19 protein-coding genes and 1 tRNA gene are annotated in these 21,240 nt (G+C 69.8%); 15 read left to right on the forward strand and 5 right to left on the reverse strand.

Translation table 11 applies throughout. The features are described 5' to 3' along the window. Positions 1-28 precede the first annotated feature (28 nt). The 3 genes from ABXS86_RS11350 to ABXS86_RS11360 are packed head-to-tail and all read left to right on the forward strand — an operon-like array spanning position 29 to position 1,390. A complete protein-coding gene (locus ABXS86_RS11350) occupies positions 29-424 on the forward strand; it encodes a hypothetical protein (RefSeq protein ID WP_353664518.1) in 396 nt (131 codons plus the stop codon). A 3-nt stretch (positions 425-427) separates the two neighbouring features. Continuing rightward, the gene (locus ABXS86_RS11355) at positions 428-973 is read left to right on the forward strand and encodes a cysteine hydrolase family protein (protein ID WP_353664519.1); all 546 of its coding nucleotides are present in this window, start codon (positions 428-430) and stop codon (positions 971-973) included. Positions 974-1,033: 60 nt separating this feature from the next. Next, the gene (locus tag ABXS86_RS11360; protein WP_307207190.1) at positions 1,034-1,390 is read left to right on the forward strand and encodes a hypothetical protein; all 357 of its coding nucleotides are present in this window, start codon (positions 1,034-1,036) and stop codon (positions 1,388-1,390) included. 248 nt (positions 1,391-1,638) lie between these two features. Here ABXS86_RS11360 and ABXS86_RS11365 read toward each other — a convergent pair. Next, positions 1,639-1,709 (reverse strand) — tRNA-Gly (locus ABXS86_RS11365). A gap of 257 nt (positions 1,710-1,966) precedes the next feature. On the opposite strand from ABXS86_RS11365, the gene dcd reads away from it, so the two are divergent. Beyond that, positions 1,967-2,572, forward strand: coding sequence for a dCTP deaminase (gene dcd / locus ABXS86_RS11370; RefSeq protein ID WP_307207188.1), 606 nt, complete (start codon positions 1,967-1,969; stop codon positions 2,570-2,572). An 88-nt stretch (positions 2,573-2,660) separates the two neighbouring features. Here the strand turns inward: dcd and ABXS86_RS11375 are convergent, their stop codons facing one another. Beyond that, on the reverse strand, positions 2,661-3,542 hold the full coding sequence (locus ABXS86_RS11375; RefSeq protein WP_353664520.1) for a MarR family winged helix-turn-helix transcriptional regulator: 882 nt from the start codon (positions 3,540-3,542) through the stop codon (positions 2,661-2,663). A 108-nt stretch (positions 3,543-3,650) separates the two neighbouring features. Between ABXS86_RS11375 and ABXS86_RS11380 the strand changes: the two genes are divergently transcribed. Next, positions 3,651-4,178: a MarR family winged helix-turn-helix transcriptional regulator gene (locus ABXS86_RS11380; protein WP_307207184.1), complete on the forward strand. Its 528-nt coding sequence runs from the start codon at positions 3,651-3,653 to the stop codon at positions 4,176-4,178. 45 nt (positions 4,179-4,223) lie between these two features. Here the strand turns inward: ABXS86_RS11380 and ABXS86_RS11385 are convergent, their stop codons facing one another. Continuing rightward, positions 4,224-5,594, reverse strand: coding sequence for an MFS transporter (locus ABXS86_RS11385; protein ID WP_353666246.1), 1,371 nt, complete (start codon positions 5,592-5,594; stop codon positions 4,224-4,226). 128 nt (positions 5,595-5,722) lie between these two features. On the opposite strand from ABXS86_RS11385, the gene ABXS86_RS11390 reads away from it, so the two are divergent. The 5 genes from ABXS86_RS11390 (at position 5,723) to ABXS86_RS11410 (ending at position 12,217) form a co-directional block, all read left to right on the forward strand. Next, a complete protein-coding gene (locus tag ABXS86_RS11390; protein WP_353664521.1) occupies positions 5,723-7,522 on the forward strand; it encodes a DEAD/DEAH box helicase in 1,800 nt (599 codons plus the stop codon). 642 nt (positions 7,523-8,164) lie between these two features. Beyond that, the gene (gene dnaK / locus ABXS86_RS11395; RefSeq protein ID WP_353664522.1) at positions 8,165-10,051 is read left to right on the forward strand and encodes a molecular chaperone DnaK; all 1,887 of its coding nucleotides are present in this window, start codon (positions 8,165-8,167) and stop codon (positions 10,049-10,051) included. Positions 10,052-10,060: 9 nt separating this feature from the next. Next, positions 10,061-10,699 (forward strand): nucleotide exchange factor GrpE, encoded by a 639-nt coding sequence (locus ABXS86_RS11400; RefSeq protein WP_353664523.1) that lies wholly within the window; start codon positions 10,061-10,063, stop codon positions 10,697-10,699. Positions 10,700-10,707: 8 nt separating this feature from the next. Further along, positions 10,708-11,688 carry a DnaJ C-terminal domain-containing protein gene (locus tag ABXS86_RS11405; RefSeq protein WP_307207174.1) on the forward strand — a complete coding sequence of 327 codons (981 nt, stop codon included), beginning with the start codon at positions 10,708-10,710 and terminating at the stop codon, positions 11,686-11,688. Between the two features lie 91 nt (positions 11,689-11,779). After that, entirely contained in the window at positions 11,780-12,217 is a 438-nt protein-coding gene (locus ABXS86_RS11410) for a heat shock protein transcriptional repressor HspR (RefSeq protein ID WP_307207172.1), read from the forward strand. A gap of 108 nt (positions 12,218-12,325) precedes the next feature. On the opposite strand, the gene ABXS86_RS11415 is transcribed toward ABXS86_RS11410, so the two are convergent. Continuing rightward, entirely contained in the window at positions 12,326-12,919 is a 594-nt protein-coding gene (locus tag ABXS86_RS11415) for a hypothetical protein (RefSeq protein ID WP_144831452.1), read from the reverse strand. A gap of 159 nt (positions 12,920-13,078) precedes the next feature. Between ABXS86_RS11415 and ABXS86_RS11420 the strand changes: the two genes are divergently transcribed. The 4 genes from ABXS86_RS11420 to ABXS86_RS11435 all read left to right on the forward strand — a co-directional run bounded on the left by ABXS86_RS11420 (position 13,079) and on the right by ABXS86_RS11435 (position 19,727). Beyond that, complete coding sequence (locus ABXS86_RS11420) at positions 13,079-14,806, forward strand: ABC transporter ATP-binding protein (protein ID WP_251509239.1); 1,728 nt, start codon at positions 13,079-13,081, stop codon at positions 14,804-14,806. After that, entirely contained in the window at positions 14,803-16,980 is a 2,178-nt protein-coding gene (locus ABXS86_RS11425) for an ABC transporter ATP-binding protein (protein ID WP_353664524.1), read from the forward strand. The genes ABXS86_RS11420 and ABXS86_RS11425 overlap by 4 nt, the downstream gene beginning before the upstream one ends. 304 nt (positions 16,981-17,284) lie before the next feature. Continuing rightward, complete coding sequence (locus ABXS86_RS11430) at positions 17,285-18,499, forward strand: glycosyltransferase (RefSeq protein WP_353664525.1); 1,215 nt, start codon at positions 17,285-17,287, stop codon at positions 18,497-18,499. Between the two features lie 4 nt (positions 18,500-18,503). Further along, on the forward strand, positions 18,504-19,727 hold the full coding sequence (locus ABXS86_RS11435; protein ID WP_353664526.1) for a glycosyltransferase: 1,224 nt from the start codon (positions 18,504-18,506) through the stop codon (positions 19,725-19,727). A gap of 57 nt (positions 19,728-19,784) precedes the next feature. Here ABXS86_RS11435 and ABXS86_RS11440 read toward each other — a convergent pair whose 3' ends face one another. Then, entirely contained in the window at positions 19,785-20,009 is a 225-nt protein-coding gene (locus tag ABXS86_RS11440) for a hypothetical protein (RefSeq protein WP_353664527.1), read from the reverse strand. 87 nt (positions 20,010-20,096) lie between these two features. On the opposite strand from ABXS86_RS11440, the gene ABXS86_RS11445 reads away from it, so the two are divergent. Further along, entirely contained in the window at positions 20,097-21,083 is a 987-nt protein-coding gene (locus ABXS86_RS11445) for a GlxA family transcriptional regulator (protein WP_353664528.1), read from the forward strand. Positions 21,084-21,240: the final 157 nt, after the last annotated feature.

A 21,240-nucleotide genomic window follows, 5' to 3' on the forward strand; every position in this document is an offset into this window, starting at 1 on the left:
TCGGCGCGGGGGCGGGTTGCCTGGAGCGATGACCGAAGCCCTTCCGATCACGCTCATGCTCGTGGGAGCCACCCTGTGGCTCGCATCCGTGCTCGTCGTGATCCTGGCGGCTCCGGATGAGAAGGTCCCCTGGAACCGCAACCCCCGTCATGGGCGTGGGATGAGTTTTCTCCTGCGATTCCTGGGGCTCGGCACGATCATCTTCACGGTGACGGCGTTCCTCCGGCCGGTCATGGGTTACTGGTCGGCGATCCCCATGGTGGTGGCCTTCGCGCCCGCCTTCCTCGCCATCGCCATGCACAATGCGACTGTCACCCGCCGCGCGTCGCTGGCGCAGAGGCCCGGGTCACATGACGACGGATTGACGCTCCCAGGCGCGGGTGGTCGACTGGACGACGCGCCGCGTCGGCGCGGAGAGGCGTGACCCATGAACCCCGTGCTCGTCATCATCGACATCCAGCGCGACTACTTCCCCGGTGGTCGGCACCCTCTCGTCGGTCCGGATGCCGCGGCGGACGCGGCCTCTGCGGTGCTCGCGCACCAGCGCGATCAGGGCGAATCCGTCATCCACGTTCGCCACGAGAGCCCCGCGGGCGGCGGCTTCCTCGAGGTCGGCACGCCCGGCGCCGAGATCGACGACCGCGTCGCCCCCACCGGCGACGAGGTCGTGATCGTCAAGCACGCCCCGAACTCCTTCGTCGGCACCGACCTGCACGACCAGCTGCGGGCGCTGGGCGAGCGCCCCCTGCTCGTGGTCGGCATGATGACGAGCATGTGCGTGGATGCCACCGTCCGCGCCGCCATCGACCTCGGGTACGAGGTGTCGGTCGTGGCTGACGCGTGCGCCGCGCCCGACCTGTCGTATGGCGGAACCGACGTCGACGGCGCGATCGTGCACGCGGCGTTCCTCGCCGCGCTGTCCGGCGCCGGGGCGACACTCGTGACGAGCGCGGAGGTCGTCGGCGCGGCGTGAGCGGCGGGTAGCGTGAACGAGGTGAGCTCGCGAACCAATGCCGGACGGGATCTTCGTCGCGTGACGCTCATCCTGTTGGCGGTGGCCGCCGTCATATATGGCCTCTACGTGGGCTATCTGTTCATGATGGCCGACGAGGGCGACCGGCCTCCCGCGTCCATCGTTCAGCTTCCGGCAGGAGCGCGCATCCTCTCGGAGGACGTGTCGTGCGGGAGTGGTGGGTGCGCGACGCAGCTCGTCGTCCAACCACCCGACGGCGTCACCCCGGAACAGCTCGCGAACAGAATGGGCGCGAAACCGCAGCTGCGCATCTCCGGCAACTTCATCGACCCTCGCACGGTCAGCGTGATGGCGTGGCCGAAGGAAACGACGTTGGCCCTCTCGCTCGACTATTCCTCTCAGGAGTACGTGCCCTGACGCGGCGTGGGCCCACCCGCTGCGGGTTCGGGTTCCTACGGCACCCACGCAAAAGGTCCGTTCCATCGCCGAGGCGATGAGCCGGACCTTTGAGGGGCTGACGGGAATCGTCCCCACCGCCCCTCCACGCGCCGCTGCGCAGCGCGCGGAGCCTCGGGCGGCGTGGGCCCCCCCGCTGCGGGTTCGGGTTCCTACGGCACCCACGCAAAAGGTCCGTTCCATCGCCGAGGCGATGAGCCGGACCTTTGAGGGGCTGACGGGAATCGAACCCGCGCTATCTGCTTGGGAAGCAGAAGTTCTGCCATTGAACTACAGCCCCGTGCGCCTTGCGGCAGCCCGGCCAGCATAACAGCGTCGTCGCCGCATCCCTCGGCATCCGCCCCCGAAGCCGCCTCCGCCGGCGAAACCGCATTCGTTCGTCGAGCGCGCATTCCCTTGCGTGCAACGGCGCGCGTTCTCGGCGAACGGATACGTCCTCGCGCGCCACACGCGAGATCAACGCCGGTCATGTCGACGCGGCGCAAGCAGGGTGAAACCCGACAGCGCGAGCGCGGGCCCCGCCCGTAGGCTGTGGGCGTGCTGCTCTCCGATCGCGACATCCGGACCGAACTCGACGCGAAGCGCCTCGGTCTCGAGCCCTTCGACCCGGCCATGGTCCAGCCCTCGAGCGTCGACGTGCGGCTCGACCGCTACTTCCGGTTGTTCGACAACCACAAGTACCCCTTCATCGACCCGGCCGAGGATCAGCCCGAGCTCACCCGTCTGATCGAGGTCGACCCGAACGAGCCGTTCATCCTTCACCCGGGGGAGTTCGCTCTCGGTTCGACGTTCGAGCGCGTGACGCTGCCCGACGACATCGCCGCACGCCTCGAGGGCAAGTCGTCGCTCGGGCGGCTGGGCCTTCTGACCCACTCGACCGCGGGCTTCATCGACCCCGGCTTCTCGGGGCACGTCACGCTCGAGCTGTCGAACGTCGCGACCCTGCCGATCAAGCTGTGGCCCGGAATGAAGATCGGCCAGGTCTGCTACTTCCGCCTCACCTCGCCGGCCGAGAATCCCTACGGCTCGGGTCCTTACGGCAACCGCTACCAGGGGCAGCGCGGTCCGACCGCGTCGCGCTCAGCGCTGAACTTCCACCGCACCGACGTCGGCTCGACCGACGCTGGATCCGCGGGACGCTGAGCGCCGGCATCCGTCTCCAGACGCACAGAGGCGGGTGAGACCCGGCCTCTCACGCCGTGTCTCACCCGCCTGAGCGGTTTCTCGCGGATCACTCCGCGACCGGGCCGCGCTCCATGTCGGAGGGGGTACCGGATGCCGTGGACTCGCGCCCGCGGCTGAACCCGGCGTCGAAGCCGCGCTCGTAGGCGCGCTGAGCCGCCCGGTGTCCGCGGTCGTGACCGCGCTCGCCGTCGCCGTGTCCGCGACCGTGGCCGAAGCCCGGTCCGAACCCGTGACCGCGCTCGCCGTGTCCGCGTCCGCGGCCGTGACCGAAGTCGGGGCCGAAGCCGTGGCCGTGGCGGGCGCCGCGCTCGCCGCGGGCGTGGTCGGTGTCGCCGTCGTTCGCTCGGGGTCCGCCGTGTCCGCGACGGCCCTCGCCGTCAGCGTCGCGGTCGAAACCGCGCGCTTCGGGGTCGAACCCGTAGCGCTCGCCCGGGCCGAAGGGTCCGAAGCCGCCGCGCGGACCGAAACCGGGGCCGAAGCCACCGCGCGGACCGAACCCGGGGCCGAAGCCACGGCGACCGCGGTCGTCGCCCGATTCCGCGTCGAGGCCCAGTGCGCTCTCGAGGGTGCCGAGGGCTGCGACGAGACGCTCGAGCTCGTCGGCGGGGACGTCGGCGAGCAATGCCGAACGGTCGGCGTCGAGGCGGTCGAGGACCGCGCGGCCCTCGTCGGTGAGCGCCCAGCCGTCGTCGGTGGAGGTGATCCATCCGCGGTCGGCGAGGGCGGAGACGCGCTTGCCTCCGCGGGCGAGGCGCTCGGCGACCCAGGGGGCGTCGATGCGGCCGTCGATGGCCCGCAGGAGGAAGACGGTCTTGGGGTGCAGGTCGCTGTCGCGCAGCTGCGCGAACAAGCGGTGATGCAGCGCGTGGCCGACCGTCGTGAGGCGATGGGCGAGGCTGCGGGGATCCAGAGGTGTGGAGGTGTTCATCAGGGTGTCCTTTCGCGGGCGGGAGTTCCGCCGATGTATGTCATGTGACAACGGATGTACTGTGACATGTATTCCCGATGCTTGTCAAGCGACATGTAAAATCGCTGCATGGCATCCGACCCCGCCGATGAGATCGCGGCCGCCCTCTCCCGACTGCGCGGCCGCCGACCACGTCCGCCGTTCCCGTCCGAGGCGCCGCACCACCACGGAGCGGGCCACGGCGCAGGGCATGGAGGACGCGGCGGCCCCTGGGGTCACGGCGGTCCGCCGTGGGCCGACGCCGCCGCGGGCCGGTTCGCCGGCCCCGCGCGCCTCCGCATGCTCGACGCCCTCATCGCGGCATCCGGATCGCTCTCGGTCAGCGAGATCGCCGAGGCGGTCGGCGTCGATCAGCCGCGCGCGTCACGCCTCGTGCAGCAGGCGGTGCAGATGGGCCTCGTCGAACGCGAGCCCGACCCCGAAGACGCCCGCCGCACCCGCGTGCGTCTCACCGCGCAGGGCGAGGGACTCGTCTCCGGATTCCGCGGGCGACGCCGCGACGCGGTGCGGTCCGCCCTGGAGTCGTTCACCGACGCCGAGCGCACCGAATTCGCCCGCCTGCTGGCGAAGTTCGCCGACGCCTGGCCGCGCGACTGACCGCGGGAGCTCCGGCCGCGTTCCCGGCATCCGGATGCCGCGGGCTCAGACGATGACGGCGGGCTTCGCCTTCACCGGGAGAAGCAGCAGCAATCCCGCACCCAGGATCAGCACGATGCCCAGGATGCCGAGGCGCGTGTCGCCCGTGATGCCGACGAAAAGGGCGAACAGGCCGGGGGCGAGGAACGACACGGCTCGACCGGTCGTGGCGTAGAGGCCGAAGATCTCGCCCTCCCGCCCCTCGGGGGCGACGCGGGCCAGGAAGGACCGGCTCGCCGACTGCACGGGGCCGACGAAGGCGCACAGGCCGAGGCCGGTGATCCAGAACGCGGTCTGCGACGTTCCGATGAACAGCACGGCTCCGCCGAGCACGATGAGTCCGATCAGCGAGATGACAATGACCCGCTTCGGGCCGAACCTGTCGTCGAAACGACCGGCGATGAAGGTGCTCACTCCGGCGACCACGTTCGCGGCCACCGCGAAGTACAGCACCAGGGTCGAGCTGAAACCGAACACCTGCGCGGCGATGATCGCGCCGAAGGTGAAGACGCCGGCGAGGCCGTCGCGGAAGACCGCGCTGGCCACGAGGAAGAGCAGAACCTGACGGCTGTCGCGCCAGAGCGCACGCAGTGTTCCCCACAGCACCACGTAGGAGCGGAAGAAGCCGACGCGTACCTGGCGACGGCGGGCGGCGATCTCCGGAACGCGCAGCAGCACGGGGATCGCGAACGCGCCGAACCAGAGGGCGGATGCCAAGACGGCGAGGCGGATGTTCCACCCGCCCTCCTTGGTCACGGCCAGGAGCCCGCCGGCATCCGGATCTCCGAAGCTCTGGATGAACAGCACGAGCAACAGCAGCAACAGCACGATGCCGCCGACGTAACCCATGCCCCAGCCGAAGCCCGAGACCCGGCCGATGTTCTCGCGAGTGGAGACCTGCGTGAGCATCGCGTAGTAGTTGACGCTCGCGAACTCGAAGAAGACGTTGCCGACCGCGATGAGCGCAGCGCCCAGCACGAGGAACGATGGCGTCCCCTCGACGAACACCATCGCCGCCATCGCCAGCACGACCAGGCCGGTGTTGATGCCGAGCCAGAGCTTGCGGCGTCCGGTGCCGTCGGATCGCTGTCCGAGCACCGGGGCCACGAGGGCCACCACGATTCCGGCGATCATCAGCGCCACGCCCACGAGGGTCGCGTTGTCGGCGAGAGCGCGCACGAGCGCCGGGTTCTTGTCGTCGCCGTTCGCCGCCGCCACGATCGCCGGGTCGACGAACAGCTGACTGGCCAGATACGTGCTGAAGACGAACGTCGTGACCACGGCGTTGAAAGCCGCCGAACCCCAGTCCCAGAGCGCCCAGGCGATCACCGGTCGCCGAGGGGTGGTGGGGGCTTCGGTGGTGCCGGAGGAGGACATGTCGGTCACGCTAGGGTCCTTCGGTGAACGCCCGGTTCGGCGGGCGAGGCAGCCGCGCCATCGTCGGCGCACGCCCTCAGGCTAGACCTCGGCCCGCGCGCGAGCGCGGAGGAGACTACCGTGGAGTCATGGCATCCGAAACCCCCGTCGACTCCACTGAAGCCGAGACCACCCCCGAATCGCTCACCTTCGCCGATCTGGGACTGGATGCCGCTGTGCTGAAGGCCCTCAAGGACGTGGGCTACGAGACCCCGTCCGCGATCCAGGCCGCCACGATCCCCGTGCTGCTGCAGGGCCGCGACGTCGTCGGCCTCGCCCAGACCGGTACCGGCAAGACCGCCGCGTTCGCGCTGCCCGTGCTGTCGCAGATGGAGACCGGCCACAAGAACCCGCAGGCCCTCGTGCTCGCGCCGACCCGCGAGCTCGCGCTGCAGGTGTGCGAGGCGTTCGAGAAGTACGCCGCGCACATCAAGGGCGTCTCGGTGCTGCCGGTCTACGGCGGCCAGGGCTACGGCCAGCAGCTGTCGGCCCTGCGCCGCGGCGTCGACATCGTCGTCGGTACCCCCGGTCGCATCATGGACCACCTCGACAAGGGCACCCTCGACCTGAGCGAGCTGAAGTACCTCGTGCTCGACGAGGCCGACGAGATGCTCAAGATGGGCTTCGCCGAAGACGTCGAGACGATCCTCGCCGACACCCCCGCCACGAAGCAGGTCGCACTGTTCTCGGCCACGATGCCGGCGCAGATCCGCCGCATCTCGGCGCAGTACCTGAACAACCCCGAAGAGATCACGGTCAAGACCAAGACCGCGACCTCGACGAACATCACCCAGCGCTACCTGATTGTGTCGTACCAGCAGAAGATCGACGCCCTCACGCGCATCCTCGAGGTCGAGAACTTCGAGGGCATGATCGTCTTCACCCGCACCAAGAACGAGACCGAGACGGTCGCCGAGAAGCTGCGCGCCCGCGGTTACACCGCCGCAGCGATCAACGGCGACGTCGCCCAGGTGCAGCGCGAGCGCACGGTCAACCAGCTCAAGAGCGGCAAGCTCGACATCCTCGTCGCCACCGACGTGGCCGCGCGAGGTCTCGACGTCGACCGCATCAGCCACGTCGTCAACTACGACCTGCCCATCGACACCGAGTCGTACGTGCACCGCATCGGCCGCACGGGCCGCGCCGGCCGCACCGGTGACGCGATCAGCTTCGTCACCCCGCGCGAGCGCCGCATGCTCACCGCGATCGAGAAGGCGACGCGCCAGCCGCTGACCGAGATGTCGCTGCCGAGCGTCGACGACGTCAACGCCACGCGCCTGACGCGCTTCGACGACGCCATCACCACGGCCCTCGAAGACACCGCCGCGATCGCGACGTTCCGCGACGTGGTCGCCCACTACGTGGCGCACCACGACGTGCCCGAGGCCGACGTGGCCGCAGCTCTCGCCGTGGTCGCCCAGGGCGACACCCCGCTGCTGCTCGAGGCCGAGGCCTTCCGCCAGCAGCGCTTCGACAGCGAGCGTCCCGCCCGCGACGGCGGTTCGCGCGACGGTGGCTCGCGCGACGGTGGCTCGCGCGACGGTGGCTCGCGCGACGGCGGATCCCGCGACGCCGGCCCGCGCCGCGACACCTCCGGCCGCTTCGCGACGTACCGCATCGCGGTGGGTCGTCGTCAGCGCGTCGAGCCCCGTCAGATCGTCGGCGCCCTCGCCAACGAGGGTGGCCTGCGCCGCAACGACTTCGGTGCGATCCAGATCCGTCAGGACTTCTCGCTCGTCGAGCTGCCCGTCGACCTCTCGAGCGACACGATCGACCGCCTCGCCGACACGCGGATCTCGGGCCAGCTGATCGACCTGCGCCTCGACGCCGGCGGCCGCTCCGCCAAGCGCAGCGACCGGCCGCAGCGCCGCGATCGCGATCGCGACTGAGTCACGGCATCCGTTCGACGCCCCTGTACCTCGTTGCGGGTGCGGGGGCGTCGTGCGTGGTGGGGGCGCGGCTCGCTGAGCGTGTGGCGGTCCGCGGCGCCCTGGCTGGGGCGTTGAAAGTGGCCCCGGGGCGGGGACCGTGGCCCCGGGGCCGTGGGGGTCGCCCCGGAGTGCTCGAGCCGGTCGTCGGCTTTCTGGGGCGTGGTTCGTGGCCCCGGGGTGCTCGAGCCGGCCGTCGGGGTTTCTGGGGCGTGGTTTGTGGCCCCGGGGCGGGGACCGTGGCCCCGGGGCCACGGAGGGCGCCGCGTCCCTCGTTTCGGGGCGGATCCTGTCGTTCGGGGCGTGAAAATGCCGCCCCGAACGGCGGAATCCGCCCCAAAGCGAGGTACCGGGACACGGCGCAACCGCGGCACCTCGCGCGAGCGCGACACATGGCATCCGGATGCCGAGACGACGTCGATCCGCCCTGTGGTGCGCAACTCTTGCACGCGGCATCCGGAAGTTGAGCCAATTCATATCAAGTCACCTTGACCTCGCGAAGGGGGTCGGATAACCTTGAGTCATCGCGGCTCAACCCGCGCAGAGACTTTCACCAGAACCCCGAGTGCGGCAACGGCCGTGCTCACAAGCAAGGAGACACATATGCCCCGTGCAGTGGGAATCGACCTCGGTACGACCAACTCCGTCGTGAGCGTGCTCGAGGGTGGCGAGCCCAAGGTCATCGCCAACGCCGAGGGTTTCCGGACGACCCCCTCGGTCGTCGCGTACACGAAGGACGGCGAGGTGCTCGTCGGAGAGACCGCCAAGCGTCAGGCCGTGACCAACGTCGACCGCACCATCTCGAGCGTCAAGCGTCACATGGGCACGAACTGGACCTTCGACGTCGACGGCAAGAAGTGGACGCCGCAGGAGATCTCGGCCCGCATCCTGCAGAAGCTCAAGCGCGACGCCGAGGAGTACCTCGGTGACAGCGTGACGGATGCCGTCATCACCGTCCCCGCGTACTTCAACGACGCCGAGCGTCAGGCCACCAAGGAGGCCGGCGAGATCGCGGGCCTCAACGTGCTGCGCATCATCAACGAGCCCACCGCCGCGGCCCTCGCCTACGGCCTCGACAAGGGCAAGGAAGACGAGCTCATTCTCGTCTTCGACCTCGGTGGCGGAACGTTCGACGTCTCGCTGCTCGAGGTGGGCAAGGACGACGACTTCTCCACCATTCAGGTGCGCGCCACCTCGGGTGACAACCGCCTCGGTGGAGACGACTGGGACCAGCGCGTCGTCGACTACCTCATCAAGCAGTTCAAGGACACGACCGGTGTCGACGTCTCGGGCGACAAGATCGCCCTGCAGCGTCTGAAGGAAGCGGCCGAGCAGGCCAAGAAGGAGCTGTCGAGCTCGACCTCGACCAGCATCAACCTGCCGTACCTGTCGCTCACCGACACGGGCCCCGTCTCGCTCAGCGAGACCCTCACGCGCGCCAAGTTCGAGGACCTCACCAAGGACCTCCTCGACCGCACCCGCAAGCCCTTCTCTGACGTCATCCGCGAGGCCGGCGTGAAGGTCGACGACATCGCCCACGTGGTGCTCGTCGGCGGCTCGACCCGCATGCCCGCGGTCGCCGAGCTGGTCAAGAAGGAGACCGGTAAGGACGCCAACAAGGGCGTGAACCCCGACGAGGTCGTGGCCGTGGGCGCAGCCCTGCAGGCCGGTGTCCTCAAGGGCGAGCGCAAGGACGTCCTGCTCATCGACGTCACCCCCCTGAGCCTCGGCATCGAGACCAAGGGCGGCATCATGACCAAGCTCATCGAGCGCAACACGGCCATCCCGACCAAGCGCAGCGAGACCTTCACCACCGCCGACGACAACCAGCCGTCGGTCGCGATCCAGGTCTTCCAGGGCGAGCGCGAGTTCACCCGCGACAACAAGCCGCTCGGCACCTTCGAGCTCACCGGCATCGCGCCGGCTCCCCGCGGAATCCCGCAGGTGGAGGTCACCTTCGACATCGACGCGAACGGTATCGTCCACGTCTCGGCGAAGGACAAGGGCACCGGCAAGGAGCAGTCGATGACCATCACGGGCGGCTCGTCGCTGCCCAAGGAGGACATCGAGCGCATGGTGCGCGAGGCCGAGGAGAACGCGGCCGACGACAAGAAGCGTCGCGAGTCCGCCGAGACCCGCAACCAGGCCGAGACCCTGTCGTACTCGATCGAGAAGCTGATCAAGGAGAACGACGACAAGCTCCCCGCCGAGGTCAAGACCGAGGTGCAGGGCGACGTCGACGCGCTCAAGACGGCTCTCGCCGGTGACGACGACGACGCGGTCAAGGCCGCGTTCGACAAGCTGAACGCCAGCCAGGGCAAGCTCGGCGAGGCCATCTACGCCTCTTCGCAGGCCGCGGGTGACGCTTCGACAGGCTCAGCGGGCGACCCGAATGTGGGCCAGCCCGGCAACGGCGAGACGCCGAACCCCGAGGAAGACGTCATCGACGCCGAGGTCGTCGACGACGAGAACCCCGACGAGAAGAAGTAAGCAGAGACCATGGCACACAAGGACGACGAACAGCCCACGGGCTCGGGCGCCGGTCCTGACGAGACGGGGCCGGAGGAGAACACCTCCGGCCCCGCGCCGTCGGGCGACCAGCCTGAGTCTTCAGAATCGGATGCCGATGGCCTGACCATCGACGACATCCTCGGCGCCGAGCAGGCGCCCGAGGCGGCCGCAGAAGGAGCCTCCTCCGACAAGGAGGCCTCGCTGCTGATCGATCTCAAGCGCCTGCAGGCCGAGTACGCCAACTACCGTCGGCGCACCGAGGAGCAGCGCGAGCGCGAGATCGAGCGCGCCAAGGGCGAGGCCGTGAAGGGCCTGCTGCCCGTCATGGACGACCTCGACCGCGCCGCCAAGCACGGCGACCTCGTCGAGGGCAGCCCCCTCTCCGCGATCGGCGACAAGGTGCGCGCCGTGGCCGAGCGCCTCGGTGTGGTGTCGTACGGCGCCGTGGGCGACGTGTTCGACCCGCAGCAGCACGAGGCGATCTTCCAGGCCCCCACTCCCGGCGTGACCGAGACCACGATCCTCGAGGTCGTCGAGGTCGGCTACCGCCTCGGTTCGGTCGAACTGCGACCGGCCAAGGTCGTCGTCGCCGTGCCGGCCGACCCTTCGACAGGCTCAGGGACCTAAGGGGAGCTATGGCGAGTCAGGACTGGTTCGACAAGGACTTCTACAAAGTCCTCGGTGTCGACAAGAGCGTCAGCGCTGCCGATCTGAAGAAGACGTATCGCAAGCTCGCGCGCCAGTACCACCCCGACTCGAACCCGGGAGACGCGAAGGCCGAAGCGAAGTTCAAGGAGATCAGCGAGGCCTACTCAGTGCTCAACGACCCCGAACAGCGCGAGGAGTACGACCAGATCCGGGCCATGGGCTCGGGGGCGCGCTTCTCGGCTCCCGGGGCCGGGGCGGGTGGCGGTTTCGACGACGTCTTCAGTCGATTCGGTCAGGGTCGGGGGCAGCCGCAGGGCGGCTTCGACGACTTCTTCACGATGTTCGACCAGCAGGGCGGGGGCTTCGGTTCCGGCCGGTTCGGGCAGACGACGGGCGGATTCCGTGGATTCGGCGGCCCGCAGAAGGGCGCCGACGTCTCCGCGCGGACGACGATCGACTTCGTCACGGCGGCCAAGGGAGAGACGATCACCCTCGCGGGTGAAGACAACGTGCCCTTCAAGGTGAAGATCCCCGCCGGCGTGTCCGACGGGCAGAAGATCCGGCTAAGGGGCCGTGGGCGCAAATCTCCCGACGGCGGCGAGAGCGGCGACATCGTCGTGACCGTGGCCGTGCGTCCCCACCCGGTCTTCACACGCGACGGACTCAACCTGCGCATCACCGTGCCCGTCACCTTCACCGAGGCGGCACTGGGCGCGACGATCGAAGTGCCGACGCTCGGGGGAGACCCCGTGCGCCTGCGCGTGGCCCCCGGCACCCCGTCGGGGCGCGTGCTCCGCGTCAAAGGTCGCGGGATCTCCACCACGAAGGGCACCGGCGACCTGCTCGCCGAGGTCCAGGTCGCGGTGCCCGCCCACCTCGACGACGCGGCGCGCGAAGCCCTCGAGCGTTTCCATGAGCTCGAGCCGAAAGAGAACCCCCGCGCCGACCTGATGTCCAAGGCGCGATAAACACACGCGAGTCGCCGAAGTTCTCGGTATCCGATACGACAGGATGCCGAGAACCCGGCACCGCACCCGGCACGACGGAAGAGGTGAAGACGTGTCCGAAAGAGAGATCGACGAAGACGCCCCGATCTTCGCCATCGCCGCAGCCGCCGAGCTGTCGAACATGCACCCGCAGACGCTGCGGCAGTACGACAGGCTCGGCCTCGTCGTGCCCGCGCGCACGCAGGGCGGTTCGCGGCGTTACTCGAGCCGACACGTGCAGCAGCTGCGCGAGGTCGCGCGTCTGTCGGGCGAGGGCATGAGCCTCCCCGCCATCGCACGTCTGCTCGCGCTTGAGGAGCAGGTGCACGATCTGGCGCGTCGCGTGAGCGATCTCGAACGCCAGCTGACGATCGAGCGTCAGTCGCGCCCCGGTGCCCGCGTGTTCGCGGCCGGGGCGACGGGCTCGGTCATCACGCTCCGCCACGGTGCCCGCGTGCGCCGTGCCACCGACATCGTGCTGTGGCGTCCGCGCGACATGCACGACGACTGACCCGACTCGGCGGAGGCCCCTGAACGGGTCGAGGTCTCTGAGCTCGTCGAAGGGACCCGGATGCCGCGGGCGCGCGGCGCTCCGACGGGCTCGTCCACGTCTCTCGCGTCAGGCCGGATCGATCCGCAGCACGGTCGGCGCCTCGCCCAGCTGAAGGTCGTCGACCACACGGATCGTGCGTGCCACGGCATCCACCGCGTCGATGACCGTGCCGAAGCGCTGGCGGTCCGAGCACACGGCGGTGACGGTCACGAAATGCGAGCCGGTGTCCCACGTGTACGTGGCGAACGGCGGCGTCTTCGGGTCGCTCGGCAGGGGCATCGCGAGCTTCTCGCCGACGCCGAGGTGCGGATTGCGGAACGACTCGGTGTCGTCGTACTCCATCGGCATCATCGCCCGCGCCGTGCGCAACTGGGGCGTGGCCTCCTGCAGCTGCGCCATGACGACGAGCAGTTCGGGGTCGCTCTTCCACACCCACACGAGCACGCGTCCGCCCGCGCGGCGCATGAGCAGCGGCGCCGCCTGGCTCAGGATCCACGCGAAGGCGCCGCCGCCGGGGCGGGGCGCGGCGCCGGCGGCCTGATTGGCCTGGCTGAGCAGCATTCCGATCGCCGCCTTCCGGTGGCGGCGTCCGCGGAATCCGAGGGAACCGGTCACGGGCACCCAGAGGTCGGCGGGAGCGTCGGCCTGCAGTCGAGACATGCGCTCAGCCTACGATCCGGGGCCTGTGAGACGGATGCCGATCGGCCGCGTTCGCGACGAGAGAACGCTCCCACAGCCGGAGGGGTCGCCGATGTCGGAGGTCGGTGCCAGGCTGTAGTTCGCGGTCATCGCGACCGCGTCGATCTCTCGGAGGGCCTCGTGCTCGGCAAACTCCTCATCCGCTATCTCGCGCGCTATCGCTGGCTGCTGGTCGCCATCCTCGTCTTCCAGGCCGCGTCCGCGGTCGCGACGCTGTACCTGCCGCGTCTGAACGCCGACATCATCAACCTCGGCGTCGCCCAGGGCGACACCGGCTTCATCTGGTCGCGCGGCGGGCTCATGCTCGTCATCTCGCTCGGGCAGATCGTGGCATCCGTGATCGCCACGTACTTCGCCGCGCGGGCGGCGATGGCCGCCGGCCGCGACATCCGCCTCGACGTCTTCGAGCGCGTCAGCGGCTTCTCCGAGCGCGAGTTGTCGCAGTTCGGCGCGGGGTCGCTGATCACCCGCAACACCAACGACGTGCAGCAGGTGCAGATGCTCGCGATGATGGGCGCCACCATGCTCGTCAGCGCCCCGTTGCTGGCCATCGGCGGCATCATCATGGCGCTGCAGCAAGACGTCGGGCTCAGCTGGCTCATCGCGGTGGCCGTGCCCGTGCTGGTCATCGCCGCCGGCCTCATCATCGCGCGCATGGTCCCGTTGTTCCGCAGCTACCAGACCAAGCTCGACGGCGTGAACCGCGTCATGCGCGAGCAGCTCACCGGCGTGCGCGTCGTGCGCGCCTTCGTGCGCGAGCGCATCGAAGAAGAGCGCTTCCGCGAGGCCAACACCGACATCCTCGTCGTCGGCCGCAAGGTCGGCTCGCTGTTCGTGCTGCTGTTCCCCCTCGCGATGCTCGTGCTCAACGTCACCGTGGTGGGCGTCATCTGGTTCGGCGGCATCCAGGTCGACGCCGGCGGGGTCGAGATCGGCACCCTGTTCGCCTTCATCCAGTACGTGGCGCAGATCCTCGGCGGCGTGCTCATGGCCAGCTTCATGACGGTGATGATCCCTCGCGCCGCCGTGTCGGCCGAGCGCATCGGCGAGGTGCTCGACAGCCGCTCGACCCTCGAGCGTCCGGCGAACCCCGTCGAGCGTCTGCCCGAACCGGGTGCGGTCGAGTTCGACGACGTCGCCTTCGCTTACCCGGGCGCCGAGTCGCCGGTCGTCTCGGGCATCAGCTTCACCGCGCGCCCCGGCGAGACGGTCGCAATCGTGGGCTCGACCGGCGCCGGCAAGACGACCCTCGTCTCGCTCATCCCGCGACTGTTCGACGTGACCTCGGGCGCCGTGCGCGTCGGCGGCGTCGACGTGCGCGAGGCCGACCTCGACGTGCTGTGGAAGAGCATCGGGCTCGTTCCGCAGCGTCCGTTCCTGTTCAGTGGCACCGTCGCCTCGAACCTCCGGTTCGGACGCGAAGATGCCACCGACGACGAGCTCTGGCACGCTCTCGAGATCGCACAGGGTCGCGACTTCGTCGAGGCGATGGAGGGTCGGCTCGAGGGGCGCATCGCCCAGGGCGGCACCAACGTCTCGGGCGGTCAGCGGCAGCGCCTCGCGATCGCGCGGGCCATCGTGCACCGTCCGGCGGTACTGGTCTTCGACGACTCGTTCTCGGCGCTCGACCTCAGTACCGACGCCCGATTGCGACAAGCCCTCTGGCGCGAACTCCCCGAGGTGACGAAGATCGTCGTCGCGCAGCGCGTGTCGACCATCACGGGTGCCGACCGCATCATGGTGCTCGAAGACGGCCGCATGGCCGGCCTCGGCACGCACGACGAGCTGCTGGCCACCAGCGCCACCTACCGCGAGATCGTCGAGTCGCAGCTGGGGGTCGAGGCATGAGCACCGCAGACGCCCTCAGCGAAGAAGAACGCGCAGAACTCGAGCTCGCCGAGCAGGCGCGCCTGAACTCCGGCAGCTGGGACAGCGTCGCGCCCGGCAAGGCCTCGAACTTCGGGCCGAGCTTCCGGCGCCTCATCGGCCTCCTTCGGCCGTACGCCGCCGCTTTCGTGTTCGTGTCGATCCTCGGCGCGATCGGCGTCGTGCTCGCCGTGCTCGCGCCGCGCGTGCTCGGAGACGCGACCAACATCATCTTCGAAGGCGTGGTCTCGAAGGGACTCGCGCAACAGTTCCCCGCCGGCACCTCGCAGGCCGAGGTCGTCGACGCTCTGCGCGCTGCGGGGCAGAACGACATCGCCAACATCGTCGGGGCGATGGGCAACTTCTCCGTCGGTGCCGGCGTCGACTTCGACGCCCTGCGCGTCGTGATCGTGACGGTGCTCGCGATCTACGTCGGCTCGTCGCTGCTGTCGTGGATCCAGGGCTACGTCATCAACGTCATCATGGTGCGCACCATGTGGCGCCTGCGCGAAGACGTCGAGGCGAAGATCAACCGCCTGCCGCTGTCGTACTTCGACAAGGTGCAGCGCGGCGAGCTGATCTCCCGGGTCACCAACGACATCGACAACATCACGCAGACAATGCAGCAGTCGCTCTCCAGCGCGCTCACGTCGGTGCTCACCGTCGTCGGTGTGCTCATCATGATGTTCACGATCTCGTGGCAGCTCGCTCTCGTCGCCCTCGTCTCGCTGCCGCTCATGGCGGTGATCTTCGGCGTCATCGGCCCGAAGTCGCAGAAGGCCTTCGGCGAGCAGTGGAAGAAGGTCGGCCGCCTCAACGCCCGCGTCGAGGAGTCGTTCTCGGGCCACGCGCTGGTCAAGGTGTACGGCCGCGAGAAGGACGCCCGCGAGAAGTTCGAGGCCGAGAACGAGGAGCTTTACCAGGCCAGCTTCAAGGCGCAGTTCCTCTCCGGCATGATCATGCCCGGCATGATGTTCGTCGGAAACCTCACGTACGTCGGCATCGCCGTGCTCGGTGGTCTCATGGTGGCCGGTGGCCAGATCCGCCTCGGCGACGTGCAGGCCTTCATCCAGTACTCGCAGCAGTTCACGCAGCCGTTGTCGCAGCTGGGTGGCATGGCCGCGGTGGTCCAATCGGGCACCGCCTCCGCCGAGCGGGTCTTCGCGCTCCTCGACGCCGAAGAGCAGGAGCCGGATGCCGATGACGCCCCGACCCACGCCGAGGGTCGCGGGGTCATCGAGTTCCAGAACGTGCGGTTCTCGTACTCGCCCGACCGCCCGCTCATCACCGACCTGTCGTTCCGCGTCGAGCCCGGCCAGACGGTCGCGATCGTGGGACCCACCGGTGCCGGCAAGACGACGCTGGTGAACCTGATCATGCGGTTCTACGAGCTCGACGGCGGGCGCATCCTGCTCGACGGGCAGGACATCGCCGAACTGCGCCGCGACGACGTGCGCTCGCGCACCGGCATGGTGCTGCAAGACCCGTGGCTGTTCGCGGGGTCCATCCGCGACAACATTCGCTACGGGCGCGAAAGCGCGACCGACGACGAGATCGTCGAGGCCGCGGTGGCCACGCGCGTCGACCAGTTCGTGCACTCGCTGCCCGAGGGCTACGACACCGTGCTCGACGAAGACGCCGCCAACGTCTCGGCGGGCGAGAAGCAGTTGATCACCATCGCGCGGGCATTCGTCGCCCGGCCCTCGGTGCTGATCCTCGACGAGGCGACCTCGTCGGTCGACACCCGCACCGAGCTGCTGCTGCAGCAGGCGATGGCGGCGCTGCGCGAGGGACGCACCTCGTTCGTGATCGCGCACCGCCTGTCGACGATCCGCGACGCCGACCTCATCCTCGTGATGGAGCACGGCGACATCGTCGAGAAGGGCACGCATGACGAACTCATCGCGGTCGAGGGCGCGTACTACCGCCTCTACCGCTCGCAGTTCGAGCAGGCGGCATCCGACCTCGACGCGGTCGAGGCCGACGCGCAGCGCGCCGCCGACCCGCAGCACGCCCCGGCGAACGACGATGCCGTGGTGGTGTCGGCGATGGCGGTCGCGGCGGCCGAGGTTCCGGCGGCCGCGGGCGTCGACGGCCCGCCGCGCCCGGCGCAGGGCTCACCCGTGCCCGACCGGCGCCTCGACGGCGAGGGCTGATCGCCCCGCTGCACGGCAGGACCACGCCCGCTCGGCCCCGCGCCGGGCGGGCGTCGTCATGCTCCGGCGCGCGGTGCCGCAGGCGCCGCGCTGTTGCGTGCCGCCCCAAACCGTGGCTGGGGCCCGACTCCGGCCGCGCCCGCGGGCCCGCACCGCCCCTTCACCGACGCGTGGGGTTCGCCGCGCCCGGCGCCGGCCGACCCTGTGGACGGTCCCCGGGAGTGCGAAAGCCGCTCCGGTAGGGTGGACCGCGCAACACCCGTACCGTGCGACCCGTCCGCCGCATAGATAGGCCTCACCCCTCGTGACCACTCCTGCGACGCCCGCCGACACCCCCGCGCCCGCCGCCGATCGTCCTTTGCGCATCCTCATCGGTGCCGACACCTTCTCGCCGCACGTCAACGGCGCCGCTCGTTTCGCCGAGCGCCTCGCCGCTGGCCTCGTCGCGCGCGGTCACGACGTGCACGTCTCCGCGCCGAGCGTCGGGCACGGCAACGCCGGCACCGCGACCGAGGTGATCGAGGGCGAGAAGATGGTGATGCACCGTCTCCCGGCCTATCGCTTCCTTCCGCACGACTGGCTGACGTTCGTGCTGCCGTGGCGCGGCAAGCATTACGCCCGCGTCGTGCTCGACGAGGTCAAGCCCGACGTCGTGCACATCCAGTCGCACATCATCATCGGTCGTGGTCTCGCCCGCGAGGCGCGCAAGCGCGGCATCCCCGTCGTCGCGACGAACCACGTGATGGCCGAGAACATCCTCGACTTCACCACTCTCCCCGACTTCCTCGACCGCATCTTCGTGAAGCTCGCGTGGGCCGACGCCGAGCGCACCTTCAAGATGACGCGCGCCGTGACGACCCCGACGCGCAAGGCCGCCGATTTCCTCGAGTCGACGATCGACATCTCGGGTGTCATCCCCATCTCGTGCGGCATCGATCGCTCGAACTATTCGCCCGACCTGACGCCGCGCGATGCGAACCGCATCCTCTTCGTCGGCCGCTTGACGACCGAGAAGCACATCGACGTCGTGCTGAAGGCCCTCTCGCAGCTCGACCCCGCCCTCGACGCGAGCTTCGACATCGTCGGCGGCGGCGACCAGCGCGCCAAGCTCGAGGCGCTCGCCCAGCAGCTCGGCGTGGCATCGCGGGTCACGTTCCACGGCCACGCGTCCGAAGAAGACCTTCGCGCGCTGTACTCGCGTGCCAGCGTGTTCGCCATCGCCTCGATCGCGGAGCTGCAGTCGATCGCGACCATGGAGGCCATGGCATCCGGTCTGCCGATCGTCGCGGCCAATGCCGTGGCGCTCCCGCACCTCGTGCACGACGGGGAGAACGGCTACCTCTTCGAGCCGGGCGACGCCGACGAGCTCGCCGCGCGTCTGACCGATGTGCTCACGGCCGCACCGGATGAGCGCACGCGCATGCAGCGGGCGTCGCTCGCTGCGGTCGCCGTGCACGACATCACCCGCACGCTCGACACCTTCGAGGCGCTGTACCGCGGTCGACCCCTGCCGGAGTAAGCCCGTGCACGTCGTCATGTTCGCCGACCAGCACCTGGAGTCGCTCGGCGGCGCGCAGGTCTCGATGCGCCTGCAGAAGCGTTTCCTGGAGCGCGCCGGGCACGTCGTCACCGTCGTCGCCCCGCGTCTTCCGCGCCCGGGTGCGCACGATCCCGCGTACCTCGACCTCCCCTCGATCGCGATCACTCCCGATCGCGAGTACGCGCTCACCTGGCCGGGTGTCCGCACCGATCGGTTCCTGGATGCCGAGATGGGCGCGCGCCTGCCGGTCGACGTCGTCCACGTGCAGGCCGACTTCTGGGGGGCCTTCATCGGGCACCGGTACGCCGCGCGGCACGGGCTGCCCGTCGTGCACACGATGCACAACCGCGTCGACGTGGGGATCGAGGCGACGGCTCCGTTCCCCGGCCTCGTGCTGCGCGCGCTGAACGCCTGGGCGCGCCGGGCCCTGCCGCGGGCGGCGTCGGGGCATACCGCGCAGAATCCGACCTCTTCGGCCCGCTCACGGACGGACGGGTGGGCGTTCCTCCACCAGCTCGCGCGCCTGTCGCGAGCGGTGACGGCTCCCTCCGGCCACTTCGCGCGCCGTCTCGAGCGCCATGGTGTCGCCCCGCGCGTCGACGTGATCTGGAACGGCATCGACGACGACGTGCTCGACGCTGCCCTCGCCGCCGGGCCTGCCGTGCGCGCGGAGGGTCGTCCGCGCTTCATCTGGCTCGGGCGCATGAGCCCCGAGAAGCGACTGCTTCCCTTCCTCGAGGCGGTCGTGACGTCGGGCATCGACGCCGAGGTCGAGGTCGTCGGCGGGGGTGCCGAGCTCGCGAAGGCGAAGCGTCTCATCGAGCGCGCCGCGCCGCGGGCGACCGTGACCTTCGCCGGGCGCCTGTCGTACCCCGAGACCCTCGCCCGCCTCGCCGCTGCCGATGCGGTGGTGCAGACCTCGATCGGCTTCGAGACGCAGGGGATGACCATCTTCGAGGCGGCCTCGCTCGGAACCCCCGCCGTGGTGAGCGATCCCGACATCGCGGCCGAGCTGGGGTCGGGGACGTGGACGGTGGCGGATGCCACGACCGCGGCCCTCGCCGAGGCGCTGGCCCGCGCGGCATCCGACATCACCGCCGGCACCCCCGTCGTACCGGACCCGTCGATCGCTGAGCGCTTCCGTCAGTCGTCGCGCACGGGTGCGATGGTCGAGGTGTACGAGCGGGCGGTCGCGGCCGGCCGCTGACCCGCGCCGACGCACGCGGCGCCCGCACCTCGGACGGATGGCGGATGCCGTCGGGGCTCAGTCGGCGCGGACGACGCGCAGCGGGGCCGTGGTCGGCGATGCCACGACGCGCGTCACCGCGGGCTCCGAGGTGACCGGAGCTGCGGCGCGGGCGGGGCGTTCCGCCGGGGAGACGCGTGAGGGATCGGTGGGGATGCGGCCGTAGCCGTCGGTTCGCACGACCCACGCGGTCGCGACGATGCCGATGAGGGACAGGATGCCGAGTGCGATCAGATATGCCATGGCAGAAAAGCTACGTCTAGAGGAATTGCGCCCGCGAGTGGCATGATGGACGCAGTTCGTAAGATTCCTGCCACACCGGAGGTGCGCATGCGCTCGGTCGCCGTCGTCGTCCAGCCGGGGTTCGCCCCGTTCGAATTCGGTCTCGCCTGCGAGGCGTTCGGCCTCGACCGCAGCGACGACGGCATCCCGAACTTCGACTTCCGCATCGTCGCACCCGACCCCGGCGTCGTGTCGTCGAACATCGGCTTCTCGATCAACGTCGAGCACGGTCTCGAGGCGGCGGCGGGCGTCGACATCCTCGTCCTGGCCCCGATCCCGCGGTCGCAGTGGGAGGCCGTCGACGAGCGGGTGATCGAGGTGGTGCGCGCCGCGCACGCCCGCGGCTCGTGGCTGTTGAGCGTGTGCAGCGGATCGTTCGTGATCGCGGCATCCGGAGTTCTCGACGGCAAACGGGCCACCACGCACTGGCGCTACGCCGACACGATGGCGCGCATGTATCCCGAGATCGAGGTCGATCCCGACGTGCTCTACGTGCAGTCCGGCAACATCATCACGAGCGCCGGCACCGCCGCGGGCCTCGACGCGTGCCTGCACCTGCTGCGGCAGGAGCTCGGTTCCGAGCTCGCCAACCGCATCGCCCGTCGCATGGTCGTCGCCCCCCAGCGCGACGGGGGCCAGGCGCAATTCATCGCGTCGCCCATCCCGATCGACACGTCTCTCTCGCTCGCGCCGGTGACCGAGTGGATGCTGCAGAACCTCGATGCCGAGCTCTCGGTCGACCGGCTCGCCGCTCGCGCCCACATGTCACCGCGGACCTTCGCGCGCCGGTTCAAGGCCGACCTCGGTGCGACCCCGGCGGCCTGGCTCGCTCGTCAGCGCTTGCTGCACGCGCAGCGTCTGCTCGAAGAGACCGACCTCGGTCTCGATCGCATCGCGGCGGAGTGCGGCTTCGGCTCGGCGGCGGTGCTGCGGCAGAACTTCGCCCGAACGATGGGACTGACCCCGACGGCCTACCGAGCGCGCTTCTCGTGCAGCGAAGAACGCGCGGTGTCGCCCGAAGCCGTCCCTGCCTGAGCCGCGCCGCGCGCGCAGCAGGGCGGTGGATGTCGCGGGTGACCGGCGGGCCGCCGCCCTTCTGCATGGGGTGGAAGGGCGGTGGCCCGCCGGCGTCAGTTGTATCCGAGGATCACGCTCGACTCGCTCTCCCCCTCGAAGGAGGTGGCGGCGGCGA

Origin of the sequence: Microbacterium sp. che218, assembly GCF_040436305.1 — a bacterium.
Classification (GTDB): Bacteria; Actinomycetota; Actinomycetes; order Actinomycetales; family Microbacteriaceae; genus Microbacterium; species Microbacterium algihabitans.